Annotated in this window: 12 protein-coding genes and 3 tRNA genes; 9 read left to right on the top strand and 6 right to left on the bottom strand. The window is 67.1% G+C overall.

The genetic code is table 11. From position 1 onward, the window contains the following. Nucleotides 1-12: 12 nt before the first annotated feature. Nucleotides 13-801, bottom strand: coding sequence for an enoyl-ACP reductase FabI (gene fabI, locus ACKI2N_RS12080; protein ID WP_420997553.1), 789 nt, complete (start codon nt 799-801; stop codon nt 13-15). A 237-nt stretch (nt 802-1,038) separates the two neighbouring features. Here fabI and ACKI2N_RS12075 point away from each other — a divergent pair, with 237 nt between their 5' ends. The 5 genes from ACKI2N_RS12075 (at nt 1,039) to ACKI2N_RS12055 (ending at nt 7,853) form a co-directional block, all read left to right on the top strand. Further along, a complete protein-coding gene (locus ACKI2N_RS12075; protein WP_420997619.1) occupies nt 1,039-2,919 on the top strand; it encodes an extracellular solute-binding protein in 1,881 nt (626 codons plus the stop codon). 27 nt (nt 2,920-2,946) lie between these two features. Then, nucleotides 2,947-3,996 (top strand): microcin C ABC transporter permease YejB, encoded by a 1,050-nt coding sequence (locus ACKI2N_RS12070; protein ID WP_420997552.1) that lies wholly within the window; start codon nt 2,947-2,949, stop codon nt 3,994-3,996. Continuing rightward, nucleotides 3,993-5,120, top strand: a complete 1,128-nt coding sequence (locus ACKI2N_RS12065; RefSeq protein WP_420997551.1) for an ABC transporter permease — start codon at nt 3,993-3,995, stop codon at nt 5,118-5,120. Before ACKI2N_RS12070 ends, ACKI2N_RS12065 begins: the two co-directional genes overlap by 4 nt. A gap of 83 nt (nt 5,121-5,203) precedes the next feature. Continuing rightward, nucleotides 5,204-6,844: an ABC transporter ATP-binding protein gene (locus ACKI2N_RS12060; protein WP_420997618.1), complete on the top strand. Its 1,641-nt coding sequence runs from the start codon at nt 5,204-5,206 to the stop codon at nt 6,842-6,844. A gap of 319 nt (nt 6,845-7,163) precedes the next feature. Next, nucleotides 7,164-7,853, top strand: a complete 690-nt coding sequence (locus ACKI2N_RS12055; protein ID WP_420997550.1) for a C40 family peptidase — start codon at nt 7,164-7,166, stop codon at nt 7,851-7,853. A 104-nt stretch (nt 7,854-7,957) separates the two neighbouring features. Here ACKI2N_RS12055 and ACKI2N_RS12050 read toward each other — a convergent pair whose 3' ends face one another. Continuing rightward, nucleotides 7,958-8,908, bottom strand: coding sequence for a patatin-like phospholipase family protein (locus ACKI2N_RS12050; RefSeq protein WP_420997549.1), 951 nt, complete (start codon nt 8,906-8,908; stop codon nt 7,958-7,960). Between the two features lie 250 nt (nt 8,909-9,158). On the opposite strand from ACKI2N_RS12050, the gene gltX reads away from it, so the two are divergent. From gltX to ACKI2N_RS12030, 4 genes are all read left to right on the top strand, one after another. Next, on the top strand, nt 9,159-10,565 hold the full coding sequence (gene gltX, locus ACKI2N_RS12045) for a glutamate--tRNA ligase (RefSeq protein ID WP_420997548.1): 1,407 nt from the start codon (nt 9,159-9,161) through the stop codon (nt 10,563-10,565). Nucleotides 10,566-10,845: 280 nt separating this feature from the next. Then, nucleotides 10,846-10,921: transfer RNA gene (locus tag ACKI2N_RS12040), tRNA-Ala, on the top strand. Nucleotides 10,922-11,029: 108 nt separating this feature from the next. Next, nucleotides 11,030-11,105, top strand: a tRNA-Glu gene (locus ACKI2N_RS12035). Between the two features lie 69 nt (nt 11,106-11,174). Then, nucleotides 11,175-11,251: transfer RNA gene (locus ACKI2N_RS12030), tRNA-Asp, on the top strand. A 220-nt stretch (nt 11,252-11,471) separates the two neighbouring features. On the opposite strand, the gene ACKI2N_RS12025 is transcribed toward ACKI2N_RS12030, so the two are convergent. From ACKI2N_RS12025 to ACKI2N_RS12010, 4 genes are all read right to left on the bottom strand, one after another. After that, nucleotides 11,472-12,824 carry an MATE family efflux transporter gene (locus ACKI2N_RS12025; RefSeq protein WP_420997547.1) on the bottom strand — a complete coding sequence of 451 codons (1,353 nt, stop codon included), beginning with the start codon at nt 12,822-12,824 and terminating at the stop codon, nt 11,472-11,474. 61 nt (nt 12,825-12,885) lie between these two features. Continuing rightward, a complete protein-coding gene (locus tag ACKI2N_RS12020; RefSeq protein ID WP_420997546.1) occupies nt 12,886-14,670 on the bottom strand; it encodes an ArnT family glycosyltransferase in 1,785 nt (594 codons plus the stop codon). 291 nt (nt 14,671-14,961) lie between these two features. Then, nucleotides 14,962-15,225 (bottom strand): type B 50S ribosomal protein L31, encoded by a 264-nt coding sequence (locus ACKI2N_RS12015; protein ID WP_420997545.1) that lies wholly within the window; start codon nt 15,223-15,225, stop codon nt 14,962-14,964. Nucleotides 15,226-15,458: 233 nt separating this feature from the next. Further along, entirely contained in the window at nt 15,459-16,310 is an 852-nt protein-coding gene (locus tag ACKI2N_RS12010) for a M90 family metallopeptidase (RefSeq protein ID WP_420997544.1), read from the bottom strand. Nucleotides 16,311-16,377 lie beyond the last annotated feature (67 nt).

The raw sequence follows: 16,377 nt of genomic DNA, 5'->3' as shown, positions 1-16,377 counted from the left end.
GCGCCGCGCGGATCAGGCTTCCGCCGGCAGGCTCGCGCCAACCGTGTTGAAGCCGGCATCCACGTAGGTGATCTCGCCGGTCACGCCGCTGGCCAGGTCGGACAGCAGGAACGCGGCCACGTTGCCGACTTCCTCGATGGTGACGTTGCGGCGCAGCGGCGCGGCTTCCTCGAAATGGCCCAGCAGCTTGCCGAAGCCCTTGATGCCGGACGCGGCCAGCGTCTTGATCGGGCCGGCGGAGATGCCGTTGGCGCGGATGCCGCGCGGGCCGACCGAGGCGGCCAGGTAGCGCACGCTGGCTTCCAGCGATGCCTTGGCCAGGCCCATCGTGTTGTAGTTGGGCACCGTGCGTTCCGCGCCGAGGTAGGTCAGCGTCAGCAGCGAGGCCTTGTCGGAGAGCAGCGGCAGCGCGGCCTTGGCCAGCGCGGGGAAGCTGTAGGCGGAAATATCGTGGGCCACGCGGAACGCTTCGCGCGAGAGGCCTTCGAGGAAGTCGCCGGCGATCGCCTCGCGCGGCGCGAAGCCGATCGAGTGGACCAGGCCGTCGAGCTTGTCCCAGCTCTTGCCCAGTTCGGCGAAGGTGGCGGCGATCTGCTCGTCGCTGGCGACGTCGCACTCGAACACGAGTTGGCTGTCGAATTCCTTGGCGAAGTCGTTGATGCGGTCCTTGAAGCGCTCGCCGACATAGGTGAAGGCGAGTTCCGCGCCTTCGCGCTTGCAGGCCGATGCGATGCCGTAGGCAATCGAGCGGTTGGACAGCAAGCCGGTGATCAGGATTCGCTTACCTGCCAGAAATCCCATAAATTCTCCAATGATGTTCGGGGCGGACGGGCACGATTCGTGCAACGAGGTCCGGGGTTGCGGCGCGCGCCGCGCGATGGCCGCGTCGCGGCAGCCGGGGGCGATGTGTTTGCTGCGCCGCGTACTGGAATGTCCGGATGGCTGGTTGTCATCCGATCCAATGTAAAATTGTCTCATAACTTGACCGCGCCGCCGACGGCCGTGGCTTGTCCGATTCAGGTGGAGGTTTCCAACCGGATGTATATTCGCGCACGTAGACCGCTTCAGGCGGCATGGCAGCGCTTGCGCACGTTTGCGGTGCTGGGTTGCGGACTCTTTGCCCTGGCTGCCGCGGGTTTTCCCCTATCCGCCGGCGCGGCCCACGGCTTTGCGCAGTACGGCGAGCTCAAGTACCCCGCCGATTTCACCCATTTCGACTACGCCAATCCCGATGCCCCGCGCGGCGGCACGCTGACGCTGGCCAATCCCGACCGCCGCACCAGCTTCGACAAGTTCAACCCGTTCACGCTCAAGGGCACTTCGGCCCCGGGCGTGAACACGCTGATGTTCGAATCGCTGCTGATCGCCAGCGCCGACGAGACCGCCAGCGCCTACGGCCTGCTGGCCGAGGACGTGACGGTGGCGCCGGACGAACTGTCGGTGACCTTCCGCCTGCGGCCGCGGGCGCGCTTCAGCAACGGCGACCCGGTGCTGGCCAGCGACGTCAAGTACTCGTACGACATGCTGATGAGCAAGGCTTCCAGCCCCGGCTACCGCAGCATGTGCACGGACGTGAAGGCGGTCACCGTGGTGGACCCGCACACGGTGCGCTTCGATTTCCGCCAGCGCAATATCGAGCTGCCGCTGATCGTCGGCTCGCTGCCGGTGTTCTCGAAGAAATGGACCGCCACGGTGCCGTTCGAGAAGCTGACCTTCGAGGAGCCGGTGGCCAGCGGCCCGTACCTGATCGAGCGCTACGACGCCGGGCGCGGCATCACGTTCAAGCGCAATCCGGCGTACTGGGGCAACGAGCTGGCCGTGCGGCGCGGCACCTTCAACTTCGACCGCGTGGTCTACCGCCTCTACAAGGACGAAACCGCCAAGCTCGAAGCGTTCAAGGCCGGCGAGTTCGACGCCATCGTCGAGTACAAGGCCAAGAGCTGGGCCAAGAGCTACGAAGGCAAGCGCTTCTCCAGCGGCGAACTGCTCAAGACCGACTTCCCGCACCGCAATGGGGCCGGCATGCAGGGCTTCGTGATGAACATGCGCAAGCCGATGTTCCAGGATGTGCGCGTCAGGCAGGCGCTGATCCTGGCACTGGACTTCGAGTGGCTCAACCGCCAGCTCTTCTACGGCGCCTACCGGCGGCTCGACAGCTGGTTCTCCAACAGCGAGCTGGCCGCCAGCGCCGCCTTCGACGGCCGCCCGGGCCCCGGCGAGCTGGCCTTGCTGGAGCCGCTGCGCGCGCAACTGGCGCCCGAGGTGTTCGGCCCCATCGTCGCGCAGCCCACCACCAACCCGCCGCATTCGCTGCGCGACAACCTGCGGGCCGCGCGCAGGCTGCTGGCGCAGGCGGGCTGGACCTACGAGGACGGCGCGCTGCGCAACGCCAAGGGCGAGCCCTTCGTGTTCGAGTTCCTGGACGACGGCGGCGCGATGAGCCGGGTCATCACCACCTATGTGCGCAACCTGGAGAAGCTGGGCATCGAGGTGAACCAGCGCACCACGGATTTCGCGCTGTACCAGAAACGCCTCGAAGACTTCGATTTCGACATGGTGTCGATCCGCTTCCCGGATTCGCAAAGCCCCGGCAACGAGCTGCGCGACCGCTTCAACAGCGAGGCCGCCGGCGTGGCCGGCTCCGACAACCTGTTCGGCCTCAAGTCGCCGGCGGTCGACCGCCTGGTCGATAATGTGCTGCATGCCCACACGCGCGAGGAACTGGTCAACGCGGGGCGCGCGCTGGACCGCGTGCTGATGCACGGCTACTACATCGTGCCCAACTGGTACAGCGCGTCGCATCGCGTGGCGTACCGCAAGGAACTGGTCTATCCGCAACGCCTGCCGTACTACTACACGGCCGAAGGATGGATCCTGAGCAACTGGTGGCGCGCCGACGCCAAGACAGCCGCCCGCTGAGCGCTGCGCGGAATCGAAGGAACCAAGATGCTCACCTACCTGTTCAAGCGCGTGCTGCTGATGATCCCGACCCTGATCGGCGTCATCACCCTGACGTTCGTGGTGATCCAGTTCGTGCCCGGCGGCCCGGTCGAGCAGATGATGATGGAGATGAAAGGGCGGGGCGGCGGCGGCGAGGCCAGCGGCGGCGGCGCGGAATACCGTGGCCGCCGCGGCGTGGACCCGGACAAGATCAAGGAAATCCAGGCGCTCTACGGCTTCGACAAGCCGCCGCTCGAGCGCTACTTCATCATGCTCAAGCGCTTTGCCCGCTTCGACCTGGGCCAGAGCTATTTCCAGCACCGCAGCGTGTGGGAGCTGGTGAAGTCCAAGATGCCGGTGTCGATCAGCCTGGGTTTGTGGACCTTCTTCCTGACTTACCTGATATCGGTGCCGCTCGGCATCTCCAAGGCGATCCGGGCGGGCAGCCGCTTCGACGTGGTGACCAGCATGGTGGTGCTGGTGGGCTACGCCATTCCCGGCTTCGTGCTGGGCGTGCTGCTGCTGGTGCTGTTCGGCGGCGGCACCTTCGTGCAGTGGTTCCCGCTGCGCGGGCTGACCTCCGACGACTGGGACCAGCTTTCGATGATGGGCAAGGTGATGGACTACCTGTGGCACCTGGTGCTGCCGATCACCGCTTCCGTGGTGGGCAGTTTCGCGGTGATCACCATGCTGACCAAGAATGCCTTCCTCGAGGAAATCCGCAAGCAGTACGTGCTGACCGCGCGCGCCAAGGGCCTGGCCGAGCGCCGCGTGCTGTGGAAGCATATCTTCCGCAACGCGCTGATCCCGCTGGTGACCGGTTTCCCGGCCGCCTTCATCGGCGCCTTCTTCACCGGCTCGCTGCTGATCGAGACGCTGTTCTCGCTCGACGGCCTGGGCCTGCTGTCCTATGAGGCGGTGCTGCGGCGCGACTACCCGGTCGTGCTGGGCACGCTTTACCTGTTCACCCTGATCGGCCTGGTCACCCGGCTGATCTCCGACGTCTGCTATGTGATGGTCGACCCGCGCATCCACTTCGAGGCGGTGCACCGATGAAATTCCGCTCGCGCACGCTGCCCAACGGCCTGCCGCATTCGCCGTCGCCGCGCCAGCGCGCCTGGCAGCGTTTTCGCCGCAACCGGCTGGGCTACTGGAGCCTGATCCTGTTCATCGGCATCTTCGTGCTGAGCCTGTTCGCGGAGGCCCTGTCGAGCGACCGGCCGCTGGTGGTGAAGTACAAGGGCGAGTGGTATTTCCCCATCGTCAAGGTCTACCCGGAGACCACCTTCGACGGCGACTTTCCCACGCGCACCGACTATCTCGACCCGTTCATCCAGGAGCGCATCACCAGCAACGGCAATTTCGCCATCTTCCCGCCCAACCGCTACTCGTACGACACGCTCAACTACTTCTCCAAGGAGCCCAACCCGGCGCCGCCTTCGTCGGAGAACTGGCTTGGCACCGACGACCGCGGGCGCGACGTGCTGGCGCGGCTGCTCTACGGCTTTCGCGTCTCGGTGCTGTTCAGCCTGGCGCTGACGCTGATCGGCGTGGTGATCGGCACGCTCACGGGCGCGCTGATGGGCTTCTTCGGCGGGCGCTTCGACCTGGTCTCCCAGCGCGCCATCGAGATCTGGAGCTCGATGCCGGAGCTTTACCTGCTCATCATCTTTGCCTCGATCTTCACGCCCAGCCTGGCGCTGCTGATCATCCTGCTGTCGCTGTTCGGCTGGATGGGGCTGTCCGACTACGTGCGCGCCGAGTTCTACCGCAACCGCTCGCTCGACTACGTCAAGGCGGCGCGCGCGCTGGGCCTGTCTAACGTGCAGATCATGTGGCGCCATATCCTGCCCAACAGCCTGACGCCGGTCATCACGTTCCTGCCGTTCCGCATGAGCGCGGCCATCCTGGCGCTGACCAGCCTCGACTTCCTCGGCCTGGGCGTGCCGCCCACCACGCCCAGCCTGGGCGAGCTGCTGGCGCAGGGCAAGGCCAACCTGGATGCCTGGTGGATCTCCCTGTCGACCTTCGCCGTGCTGGTGCTGACCTTGCTGCTGCTGACCTTCATGGGCGACGCGCTGCGCGATGCCTTCGATACCCGCCTGGGACTGGCGCAGCTGCGCGGCCGCGCCGAGCCCAAGACGCCGGAAGGCTCGCCCGCCGCGGAGGTGACCCCGTGAGCATGCTGCCGCAAGCCGGCGGGGCCGGCAAGGTGAAAGGGGGCAAGTCCCGCGCGCCGCGCGACGGCGGCGAAGGTCCGCTGATGTGCATCGAGCGCTTGTCGGTGACCTTCGGCCACGGCGAGGATGCGACCCGCGCGGTGCGCGACGTCAGCTTCGACCTGCGCGCCGGCGAGCGCTTCGCGCTGGTGGGGGAATCCGGCTCGGGCAAGACCGTGACCGCGCTGGCCATGCTGCGGCTGGTGGAGGACGCGCGCTACCAGGGCGCGGTGCGCTTCGAGGGGCGCGACCTGCTGCAGGTGTCCGAGCGCGAGATGCGCGGCATCCGCGGCGCCGAGATCGCCATGATCTTCCAGGAGCCGATGACCGCGCTCAACCCGCTCTACACGATCGGCAACCAGATCGTGGAGACGCTGGCGCTGCATGAGGGCCTGGACCGCCGCGCCGCGCGCGAGCGCGCCGTGGCGCTGCTCGAGCGCACCGGCATCAGCGACGCCGCGCACCGTTTCGACAGCTTTCCGCACCAGCTCTCGGGCGGCCAGCGCCAGCGCGCCATGATCGCCATGGCGCTGGCCTGCCGGCCCAAGCTGCTGTTGGCCGACGAGCCCACCACGGCGCTCGACGTCACCATCCGCGTGCAGATACTGGACCTGCTGCGCGACCTGCAGGCCGAGTTCGGCATGGCGGTCATGCTGATCACGCACGACCTCAACCTGGTGCGTGCGTTCGCCCAGCGCGTGGGCGTGATGGAAAAAGGCGTGCTGGTGGAGGTGGGCGAGACCGCCGAGGTGTTCGCCGCGCCGCGGCATCCCTATACCCGCAAGCTGATCGACAGCCGGCCGCGCCGCGAGGTGCTGCCGCTGGTGCCGCTGGCGCCGGTGCTGCTCGAGGCCCGGCAGCTCTGCGTGAACTACGCGCGCAAGAAGCGCGGCATGGCCGGCTGGTTCGGTCGCGAGCAGTTTGCCGCGGTCAAGGGCGTGGACTTCACGCTGCGCGAGGGCGAAACCGTCGGCATCGTGGGCGAGTCGGGCTCCGGCAAGACCACGCTCGCCCATGCCGTGCTGAACCTGACCCGGCACAGCGGCGGCGACATCCGCTTCCTCGGCCGCAGCCTCGACGAGGTCTCGCGCCGCGAGCGCAGCACGCTGCGGTCGCGCTTGCAGGTGGTGTTCCAGGATCCGTTCGGCTCGCTGTCGCCGCGCATGACCATTGAGCAGATCGTCGGCGAGGGGCTGGCGCTGCACCAGCCGGGACTGTCGGGCGATGCCATGCGCCAGCGCGTCACCGAGGCGCTGCGCGAGGTCGGCATGGACCGCACCGCGCTGGGGCGCTATCCGCACGAGTTCTCGGGCGGCCAGCGCCAGCGCGTGGCGATCGCGCGCGTGCTGATCCTCAAGCCGCAGGTACTGGTGCTGGACGAGCCCACCTCGGCGCTGGACGTGTCGATCCAGCAGCAGGTGCTGGCGCTGCTCACGCAGCTGCAGCGCAAGTACAACCTCAGCTACCTGTTCATCAGCCACGACCTAGCGGTGATCCGCGCCATGGCGCATCGCGTCATCGTGATGAAGTCCGGCGAGGTGGTGGAAGCCGGCGATACCGAGGCCGTGCTCGGTGCGCCGCAGCACGCTTATACGCGCAAGCTGATGCTGGCGGCCGAAATTGGTGCGCCGGCGCCGGCCGAGCCGCAAATTGGTGCGGCGGAAATCGGGGTGTCACCGGATTGACGCGGGACTGACATAAGATAAACGAGAAAGCAGATGCGACTTCTGACGTATGGGCTTGATTCCAAAGTCTTTTAGGGGGATTTTGTAACGCACTTTGACATGTGCATGACAACCTTATACCATCCGGCGAGAAGTATTTTCAGGGGTGGTTCGCGCGCCGCTTATGAGCGGCGCGAGCATTTTGCGGCACATGACCGAAGGGTCTGCCGATGGTCTGCTTATTGCATACCGCCCTCGGGTGAAATTCACCCACGTTGAATTCGAGCCAGCCCGGCGTGTTGTCCCGGGCCGGGCAAAGACCGATTGATCAGGAGAACCAATGCAGCGAACGGTACTTCATTCCCTGGCGCGCGCCGCCGTTGGAATTGCCATTGCCTGCGGTGCTGCTCTGTCGAATGGAGTGCTGGCCGATACGGTGTTCAAGGACCCCGACGCCCGCATCGATGCGCGTAGCGAGCTGAGCTCGGACCCGCATCCGGAAGGCAAGCGCGGCTTGCTGTCCTCGATGATGAGCTCCACCAGCCACGTTGCCAGCAAGGCCGGCGACCTCGTCATGAACGCCCTCGGGCTGATCGGCGTGCGCTACCGCTTCGGCGGCAACAGCCCGGAATCGGGCCTGGACTGCAGCGGTTTCGTCCGCTACGTCTTCAATGACACGTTCGGCTTCATGCTGCCGCGCCGTTCGGTGGAAATGAGCCAGGTCGGCACCACGGTGGCGGCCAGCGACCTGCGTCCCGGCGACCTGGTGTTCTTCAACACCATGCGCCATACGTTCTCGCACGTCGGCATCTATATCGGCGACAACAAGTTCGTGCACGCGCCGTCCACCGGCAGCAAGATCCGCGTGGACGACATGCGTGCCTCGTACTGGGTGACGCGCTACAACGGCGCCCGCCGCATCGACGACAAGCCGCAGAATGGCGTCGGCGCGGACAATCTCGGCAACATGGTCGAGACGCTCAAGCGCTTCGATCCGAACGCCGGCAACCGCGCGCTGTACGGCGGCTGATTCCGGCGCCGTTCCAGATGGAGAAAGGACTGCCGCGGCAGTCCTTTTTCATTTGCCTGACGCCGCCCGAAGCCGGTCCGGCGGGCGGCCGTCGCGCTGTTGGGCTATTGCGCGGCCATGGTGCCGGCGGGCCTCAGGCGCGCCTGCGCGAGCTTGTCGCGCAGGCTGGCGAGGACGGCCGCGGTGGCCTGCTCGCCGGCCAGGATGGCGCGGTTGCGCGCGGTGAAGTCGCTGCCGCCCATGTCGGGCAGGTCGGGGCGGATCACCACGTCGGCGCGCGCCAGCGCCATCTTGTTGATCGACTGCCCCATGATGGCGGTGGTCTGCAGCAGCACGCCGCTCTGGCCGCCGTTGTTCTGGCTGGACGGATCGGCGGAGATATTCACCGCGATCACGAAGTCCGCGCCCATGGTGCGCGCGGAATCCACCGGCACCGGTTCCACCAGCCCGCCGTCGACGTAGTCGTGGCCCTGGATCGAGACCGGCTGGAACACCCCGGGCACGCTGCTGGACGCACGCACTGCCTGGCCCGTGTTGCCGCGCCGGAACAGGATGCCGTGGCCGGTCTTGAGGTCGGTGGCGACGATGCCCAGCGGCAACTTCATGGCCTCGATGGGGCGGTTGCCGACCAGCTTGTTCACGTAGTTCTGCAGCGCCTCGCCCTTGAGCCAGCCGCCGAAGCGGGTGCCGAAGGGCAGCGCCCAGTCGGCGATCGCGGCTTCGTCCATGGTCAGCGCCAGCTTGTTGAGCTGGAAGCCGCTCATGCCCGAGGCATAGAGCGCGGCGACCACCGCGCCGGCGCTGGTGCCCGTGACCAGGTCGGGGTGGATGCCCTGGGCCTCCAGCGCCTTGATCACCCCGATATGGGCGAAGCCGCGCGCGGCGCCGCCGCCCAGGGCCAGGCCGATCTTGAGCGGGCGGGGCGGCAGCGGCGGCACCGCGGGCGTGACGGCCGGCGCCTGCGGCTGGGCAGTCAGGGTGCCGGGCTTGGGCCCGAAGGAGCAGGCGGCGAGCAGCGCTGCCGCGCCCGCGCCGAGAAAGTGGCGTCGTTGCATGGATCCGTGAGGGAAGGGGAAATGCCGCGGCCGGCACAGCCGGCGCCGTGCCGGCATGAATGTGCGGCCGGCGCCAGCCCCGCGTCCGCGCGGCAGCATTTCAGACCGGGCAGAGGATAAATGATTCCGCGCGCGGCGGCATCCCGGGCGCGGCGGGGCCGGGCGGGGCGCCCCGCTTGCTATAATGCCGCGATCCTACACCCCGGCCTGCGCCAGCATCCGCGCGCGGGCTTTTTTGTTTCGCTCCGACATGACACAACGCGTCCGCACCCGCTTCGCGCCGAGCCCGACCGGCTTCATCCACCTCGGCAACATCCGCTCCGCGCTCTACCCCTGGGCCTTCGCGCGCCGCATGAAGGGCGATTTCATCCTGCGCATCGAGGACACCGACGTCGAGCGTTCGTCCCAGGAGTCGGTGGACGTCATCCTGGAAGGCATGGCCTGGCTCGAGCTGGACATCGACGAAGGCCCCTACTACCAGATGCAGCGCATGGACCGCTACCGCGAAGTGGTCAGGCAGATGCTGGAGAGCGAACTGGCCTATCCGTGCTACATGAGCACCGAGGAGCTCGACGCGCTGCGCGAGGCCCAGCGCGAGCGCGGCGAGAAGCCGCGCTACAACGGCTTCTGGCGCCCCGAGCCGGGCAAGGTGCTGCCCGAGCCGCCGGCCGGCGTGCAGCCGGTGATCCGCTTCAAGAACCCGATCGGCGGCAGCGTGGCGTGGGACGACGCGGTCAAGGGCCGCATCGAGATCGCCAACGACGAGCTGGACGACCTGGTGATCGCGCGGCCCGACGGCACGCCCACCTATAACTTCTGCGTGGTGGTCGACGACCTCGACATGAAGATCACCCACGTCATCCGCGGCGACGACCACGTCAACAACACGCCGCGCCAGATCAACATCATCCGCGCGCTGGGCGGCACGCCGCCGGTCTACGCCCACCTGCCGACCGTGCTCAACGAGCAGGGCGAGAAGATGAGCAAGCGCCACGGCGCCATGGCTGTGACCGGCTACCGCGACGAAGGCTATCTGCCCGAGGCGGTGCTCAACTACCTGGCCCGCCTGGGCTGGGCTCACGGCGACGCCGAGATCTTCTCGCGCGAGCAGTTCGTCGAGTGGTTCGATCTCGAGCACCTCGGCAAGTCGCCGGCGCAGTACAACCCGGAAAAGCTGGCCTGGCTCAACAACCACTACATCAAGGTGGGCGACAACGCGCGCCTGGCCACGCTGACCCTGCCGTTCGTCGAAGCGCTGGGCGGCAAGGTGGAGGGCGGCGCCAGCCTGGAAGGCGTGATCGCGCTGGTCAAGGACCGCGCGAATACGCTCAAGGAAGTGGCCCAGGCCGCCTTGCTGTTCTACCGCGGCGAGCCGCAGCCGGACGCCGCGCTCAAGGCCGAGCATCTCAACGCGGAGACCCTGCCGGCACTGCTGGCCCTGGCGGCGCGCCTGGGAGCGCTGGCCGAGTGGAAGCGCGAGGACATCAGCGCTGCCTTCAAGGCCGTGCTGGCCGAGTTCGGCCTGAAGATGCCCAAGCTGGCCATGCCGGTGCGCCTGCTGGTGGCGGGGCAGTTGCAGACGCCCGCCATCGACGCGGTGCTGGAGCTGTTCGGGCGCGATACGGTGCTGCGCCGGCTGCAAGCCGGCCTCGCCTGAATTTTTTTACAGAAAGTCTCGAAAGGGGCTTGCACTCCTGTCGAGACTTGAGCATAATCTCGTTCTCCCTGCAGCGCGGACAAAAACCAAGCGGGCTTAACGGATGGCAGCGATCAGTAGTAATTCCGCAGTAATGCGGATCGCTAAAAAAAGTTAAAAAAAGGGGTTGTCAAAAAGCAAGGTTGTTTATATAATCTTGTTTTCGCTGAAACGAAGAAACAAACGCGAAACGACAGCAGCAGCAAGCTGGAGCGGTAAATAAGCAGTAACGTAGTACCATGGGGCTATAGCTCAGCTGGGAGAGCGCTTGCATGGCATGCAAGAGGTCAGCGGTTCGATCCCGCTTAGCTCCACCAAAATGCCGGAAGTTTCGAGTGTGGTAATGCGAAGCTTCCCGGTGTGGTGAAATCGGATTAAACCGGTATTTGCCACGCCAGACGGAACAAGTCGAAAGACAAGTTTCTGTCCCCTTCGTCTAGAGGCCTAGGACATCACCCTTTCACGGTGAGTACAGGGGTTCGAATCCCCTAGGGGACGCCAGATTGCGGACGTAACCAAACGTCCGGTTTGTCGTCGGTGGCATCGCTGCCGGTGGCAGGTAGAAGTACTGGAGTGGTAGTTCAGTTGGTTAGAATACCGGCCTGTCACGCCGGGGGTCGCGGGTTCGAGCCCCGTCCACTCCGCCAAATCAAGACCCGCATGGTTATGCCATGCGGGTTTTTCTTTTTCCGCCCGAGTTTCCCCTTTCGTTTCCCCGCCTGCCGTTTTCATCGCGCGATATTCGTCGCTGCCGCCACGCTTCCCGGCGCGGTTCGATAATCCCCCGGCGCGAGGAGCGATATCGCCGGTACCGGTGCGGCGCATTATCGGCGCCCCGGCGGCGTGCGATTATCCGGTGCCGGGTTTTCAGTCCGGCCGGCGCCGGCTCACGGTGACGAAATAGCGCACCAGCAGCGAACCGGCCAGCGCCAGGCTCACGCTGTTGGCCAGCCAGAAGCCCGCCGCCCCGCGCGTGAAGGCCGGCAGCGAGCCGATCAGGCCGAAGCCCAGCACATAGCCGCCGCCCAGCCCGACGCCCCACAGCGACAAGGCGTAGATCAGCGTCGGCACCAGCGCGATCTTGTAGGCGCGCAGAATAAAGGCGGTCATCACCTGCACCGCGTCGAAGGCCTGGTAGAAGGCGATGAACAGCATCAGGGGGAGGGCTGCCCGCACCACTGCCGGATCCTTGGCGTAGGCATGCAGCAGCGGCTCGCGCAGTATCCACAGCAGGCTGCCGACCAGGATTGCAAGCAGCGCCGCCAGGCAGATGCCGCGCCGCGCGATGCGGCGCGCCGCGAGATGATCGCGCGCGCCGATCGACTGGGCCACCAGCGTGGAGGTGGCGATCGCCAGCGACAGCGGCAGCATGTAGGCCACCGCGCCGAGGTTGGCGATGATCTGGTGGCCCGCCAGCACCACCGTGCCCATGCGCGTGATGAAGATCGACATCAGCGTAAACGACGTGATCTCGATCAGGTAGGTCAGGCCCATCGGCACGCCCAGGCGCAGCAGCGCGCGGATCGGCCGCGCCTGCGGCCAGGCCCAGCTCGAAAAGATCTGCAGCGGCCGGTAGGCCGCGTTGCGCCGCAGGATCATCACGCCGGAAATGCACCACATCCAGCTGATCAGCGCCGAGGCCAGCGCGCAGCCGGGGCCGCCCATCGCCGCCAGGCCCAGGCCGCCGCCGATGAACCAGGCATTGAGCGGAATCTTCACGCCCAGCCCGACGATCTGTAGCACGGTCACCATCACCGGCCGCGACAGCGCATTGTTCAGCGCCGAGTAGATGCGAAAACCCAGCGCCGCCGGCAGGCCGAAGGCCTGGATGTGGAGGTAGCGGGTCGCTTTTTCCACCAGTTCGGGCGGTGCCTGGGCGAAATGCAGCAGGGGCCCGGGAAAGGCCAGCAGCAGCATGCCCGGCACGGCCAGCGCCACGCCCAGCCAGGCCGCCTGCCGGACTTCGCTGCCGATCTCCGCCGCGCGGCCGGCGCCGTGCAGCTGCCCGGCGATCGGCGCGAGCGCCTGCAGCACGCCCATCAGGCTGATATAGACGGTCACGTAGATCGAGCCGCCGAGTCCCACGGCGGCGAGGTCGGCGGCCGAGGCGCGCCCGGCCATGATGGTGTCGATCACGCCGAACGCGATCACCGCGAGCTGGCCGACCAGGACCGGCGCGGCCAGCTCGCCGATGCGGCGGATATCCTGCAGCAGTTTCATCCGATGGGCCGGCGCGCCGCGGCGCTGCCGGATAGCTGTTGGGTTCGTTCCGGTTTTCGTTCTAGTGGCGGGGCAGGCGGCGCTGCGGCAAGGCAGGCTTGGCCGGCGGCACCTTCGACATATCGACCAGGCGGTACATGCGGAAGCGCTCGTCGCGGTCGGACGGCCGCCGGCCTTCCCAGATCAGGCGCCATTCGAAATGCGAGATGCTGGTCGGCTCGCCGTAGTCGACCGAATCGTGGCGCAGCAGGATGTCGCAGCCATCGGTGGGGCCGCCGAAGCGGATATGGCCGAAGTACGCGAACGAGGCCAGCTGCGCGTTGCCCATGCGGATGGGCTGCACGCAGTTGTAGGTGGCGGGCAGCGCCATCGACGCGGCCTGGGCCACGTCCCGGTAGGTCTTGCCGTAGTTGATCGACGGCATCCACAGCGTCATGGCCAGCACCCACATCAGCGTGGTGCCGGCGGCCGAGATCACCACCGGGCGCCAGATCTGCTTGGGCGCGCGCGACAGCCGCCAGCGCACGATCAGCACCCATGCCGCCGTGACGATCAGCGCGTAGACCACCGCGCTGACGGTGAAGTCCTGCTGGAAGCCCGGCAGCAGCCGATAGATGTTGGCGGCGATGCGCGGCGGCTGGCCGGTCGTGTGGGCGATCCACATGAACCAGACGAAGCCGCCGAAGATCGTGAAGAACAGCAGCGCGAACCAGTCGATCCCATTGATGGCGGCGCGCGTCAGCGTGGGCAGGCCGAAGGCCGCCAGCACCGCCATCGGCGGCAGCAGCAGGATGAACTGGACGTCGCCGGGCTGGCGCAGCAGGAACAGCAGCAGCAGCGGCGGCACCAGCAGCGCCAGCGGCAGCGCCACATGCGGGGCGCGGCGCATGCCCGACCAGCTCAGCCACGCCCAGCCGGCGATGGGCCACACCGGCCAGGTAAACAGCAACAGGTTGCGCGCGATGAAATTGAGCGCCAGCGCGTTGGGCGCGCCATAGGTGCGGCGGTCGTCGCGCGACCATTCGCGGATGAAGGTCACCGCATCGTTGTGGTCGGTGGCGCCCAGGTAGGCCGCCGCCATCCACGCGGCAACCATGGCCAGCGCCAGCGGCACGCTGGCCAGCAGCAGGCGCGGCAGGGGCAGGGGCTTGCAGGCCAGCCCGCAGACGACGATGGCCGCCAGCAGCACCACCGGCAGCATCGGCCCGCTTGACAGGGTCAGCGCGCCAAGCCCGGCGCCGAGCCAGAGCCCGCCCTGCAGCGGCTTGTCCAGGCTGCGCACCAGGCCGTACAGGCTCATGGCGACGAAGCAGACCTGGCCGACCTGCGGCGTGGTTTCGTGGCTGCGCATGGCCAGGCCCACGCAGGCCAGGAAGATCAGCAGCGCGCCGTCGGCCAGCGTGCGGCCGTAGTCGCGCGCATTGGGCTGGCCGCCGAAGACGTAGGCGAAGGGCTGTACCTCCGCGCGGCGGCCGAGCAGGTAGGTGGCGTACCAGATCAGCGCGCAGGTGCCGAAATAGAACAGCGCCGTGGCCAGGCGCGAGGCGTCGGGCGCGCCCAGCCAGCCGCCGAACAGGCGGATCATGGCGGCGCCGACCCAGAACACCAGCGGGCCATCGTCGCTATACGGGCGGCCCACGATGTTCGGCATCAGCCAGTCCTGGGCGCCCCCGGTAGCCAGTTGCCACATCACGCCGAAGCCCGCCGCGTCTTCGTTCTTCCACGGGTCGCGGCCGAACAGGCCGGCCAGGCCGTAGATGATGCAGATGGCCAGCAGCAGCGCGCGCGGAAGCGTGCCGGTGGCGGCTGCGGTGAGGTGGACTCGGGAGGTCTTGGCTGCGCTCATCGATGGGTCGGGCTGGGTGGCGGCCGGGCTGGGCGCCTCCGGTTGGCTACGTCTGGCGCCGGCGCGCGGCGCGCGAAGACTGCGGGAAGCGGAACTGCAAACAAACGGCAGCGGGCAAGAACGGCAAAGCTGCAAGCGCCGCCAATGCCGTGAAAGCTGCAAAAGCCGTGGAAACCGCAAAAGTCGTGGAAACCGCAAAAGCAAAGAGGCAGCCGATGCTGCCTCTTTGCTTGGGTGCACGGCGCCGGAGCATCGTCCGGGGCCGCGCTGCGAGCGGGCTCGCGCAGCGAATTACTTCGCCGCGGCCTTGCCCAGCTTGCTGCCGAACTTCTGGCGGAACTTCTCGACGCGGCCGGCCGTGTCCATGATCTTCTGGGTGCCGGTGTAGAACGGGTGCGATTCCGACGAGACTTCGATCTTGGCCAGCGGGTATTCCTTGCCTTCGTGAACGATCGTGTCCCTGGTCTGGATCGTCGAGCGAGTCACGAACTTGAAGTCGTTCGACACGTCGTGGAACAGGACTTCGCGGTAATTCGGGTGAATGCCTTCTTTCATGGTGCTTCCTTTCAGGTTGGGTAGCCAGTCCGCTGCATGCCGCGCTGCCGTTGCCAGGGCCCCGGCGGAACCGGGTTGGCGGGGGTGATGGCAGTGTTGCGGCGAACGAACCACTTGCCGATAACGGACAAACCGGGATTATCGCAGAAAAACAAAAACATGGGCAAGATTTGCGAGCACGCCGGCGTGGATGGCCAGGCGCCGACGGGGCGCCCGCAAACAGGCCGGGCGGATCACATCGAAGCCGGGTCCTGCCGGTAGAACGTGGCCAATACGCCATACAGGGCGGGCCAGTGCCTGCGTAGCCCGGCCGGTTCGACGAAGAAGGTCTCCGACGCCACCGCGAAGAACTCGCTCGGCGCCTCGCAGCCGTAGGGATCGATCACGCGCAGCGCCGGCGGCAGCCGCTCGGGATGGTCCCAGGCATGGTCGGACTGGCGGTCGCAGGCATCGGCGAAGCGGTCGTATTCGGTCAGCAGGGTCTCGGCCCACTGCTCGCGGTCCACGCCGGCGTGCAGCACGCGCGAGAACGGCGGTACGCCGTCGGGTTCGCCGTCGAGCATGTCGAGCTTGTGGGCGAACTCGTGGATGACCACGTTGTAGGTGTCGTCGGGGTGCGCGTGGGGCGCGCCGGTACCCGCGCCCGGGGTCTGCACGTCGGGCCACGACAGGATCACCGGGCCGTGTTCCCACGCCTCGCCGCTGGCTTCCTCTACCACGCCGTGCACGAGGCCGATGTCGTCCTCCACGGTGCGCCGGATGATGAACTCTCCCGGATACAGCACGATGCCGCGCCAGCCACGGTACCACTCGATGCCGAGCCTGAGGATGGGCACGCAGGCCTGCACCGCCACGCTCGTCACCATCTCGTCGGCCAGCGGCAGCTCGTGCGCGGTGGAGAACTCCTTCTCGGCAATGAACAGCGTGGCGAGTTCGCGCAGCGCGGCGAGGTCATCGGCGCCATAGCGCTGCACGAACGGCAGCGTCGCTACCGTGTGCTCCCACAAGGCGTCGGGGATGGCGTAGTGCTCGAGCTTGCGTTCGCGCGAGCGGCCCCGCAGGAAGTGGCTGAGTCTGCCGAACATGGTTCTCCTGCCGATAGGGGTGGGCGCGCCGGGCCGCAGGACGGAAGCCGGAAAGCAAGAAGGGCGT

This window comes from Cupriavidus sp. 30B13, assembly GCF_049059565.2.
GTDB lineage: Bacteria > Pseudomonadota > Gammaproteobacteria > Burkholderiales > Burkholderiaceae > Cupriavidus.
This window is presented reverse-complemented; position numbering and strand designations above follow the sequence as displayed.

Excerpts from the sequence above, each read along its gene's own strand:
- ACKI2N_RS12055 (WP_420997550.1), top strand. The coding sequence starts at position 7,164 with ATGCAGCGAACGGTACTTCATTCCCTGGCGCGCGCCGCCGTTGGAATT.
- ACKI2N_RS12050 (WP_420997549.1), bottom strand. The coding sequence starts at position 8,908 with ATGCAACGACGCCACTTTCTCGGCGCGGGCGCGGCAGCGCTGCTCGCC.
- ACKI2N_RS12075 (WP_420997619.1), top strand. The coding sequence starts at position 1,039 with ATGTATATTCGCGCACGTAGACCGCTTCAGGCGGCATGGCAGCGCTTG.
- ACKI2N_RS12010 (WP_420997544.1), bottom strand. The coding sequence starts at position 16,310 with ATGTTCGGCAGACTCAGCCACTTCCTGCGGGGCCGCTCGCGCGAACGC.
- fabI (WP_420997553.1), bottom strand. The coding sequence starts at position 801 with ATGGGATTTCTGGCAGGTAAGCGAATCCTGATCACCGGCTTGCTGTCC.
- ACKI2N_RS12065 (WP_420997551.1), top strand. The coding sequence starts at position 3,993 with ATGAAATTCCGCTCGCGCACGCTGCCCAACGGCCTGCCGCATTCGCCG.
- ACKI2N_RS12060 (WP_420997618.1), top strand. The coding sequence starts at position 5,204 with ATGTGCATCGAGCGCTTGTCGGTGACCTTCGGCCACGGCGAGGATGCG.
- gltX (WP_420997548.1), top strand. The coding sequence starts at position 9,159 with ATGACACAACGCGTCCGCACCCGCTTCGCGCCGAGCCCGACCGGCTTC.
- ACKI2N_RS12020 (WP_420997546.1), bottom strand. The coding sequence starts at position 14,670 with ATGAGCGCAGCCAAGACCTCCCGAGTCCACCTCACCGCAGCCGCCACC.
- ACKI2N_RS12070 (WP_420997552.1), top strand. The coding sequence starts at position 2,947 with ATGCTCACCTACCTGTTCAAGCGCGTGCTGCTGATGATCCCGACCCTG.
- ACKI2N_RS12015 (WP_420997545.1), bottom strand. The coding sequence starts at position 15,225 with ATGAAAGAAGGCATTCACCCGAATTACCGCGAAGTCCTGTTCCACGAC.
- ACKI2N_RS12025 (WP_420997547.1), bottom strand. The coding sequence starts at position 12,824 with ATGAAACTGCTGCAGGATATCCGCCGCATCGGCGAGCTGGCCGCGCCG.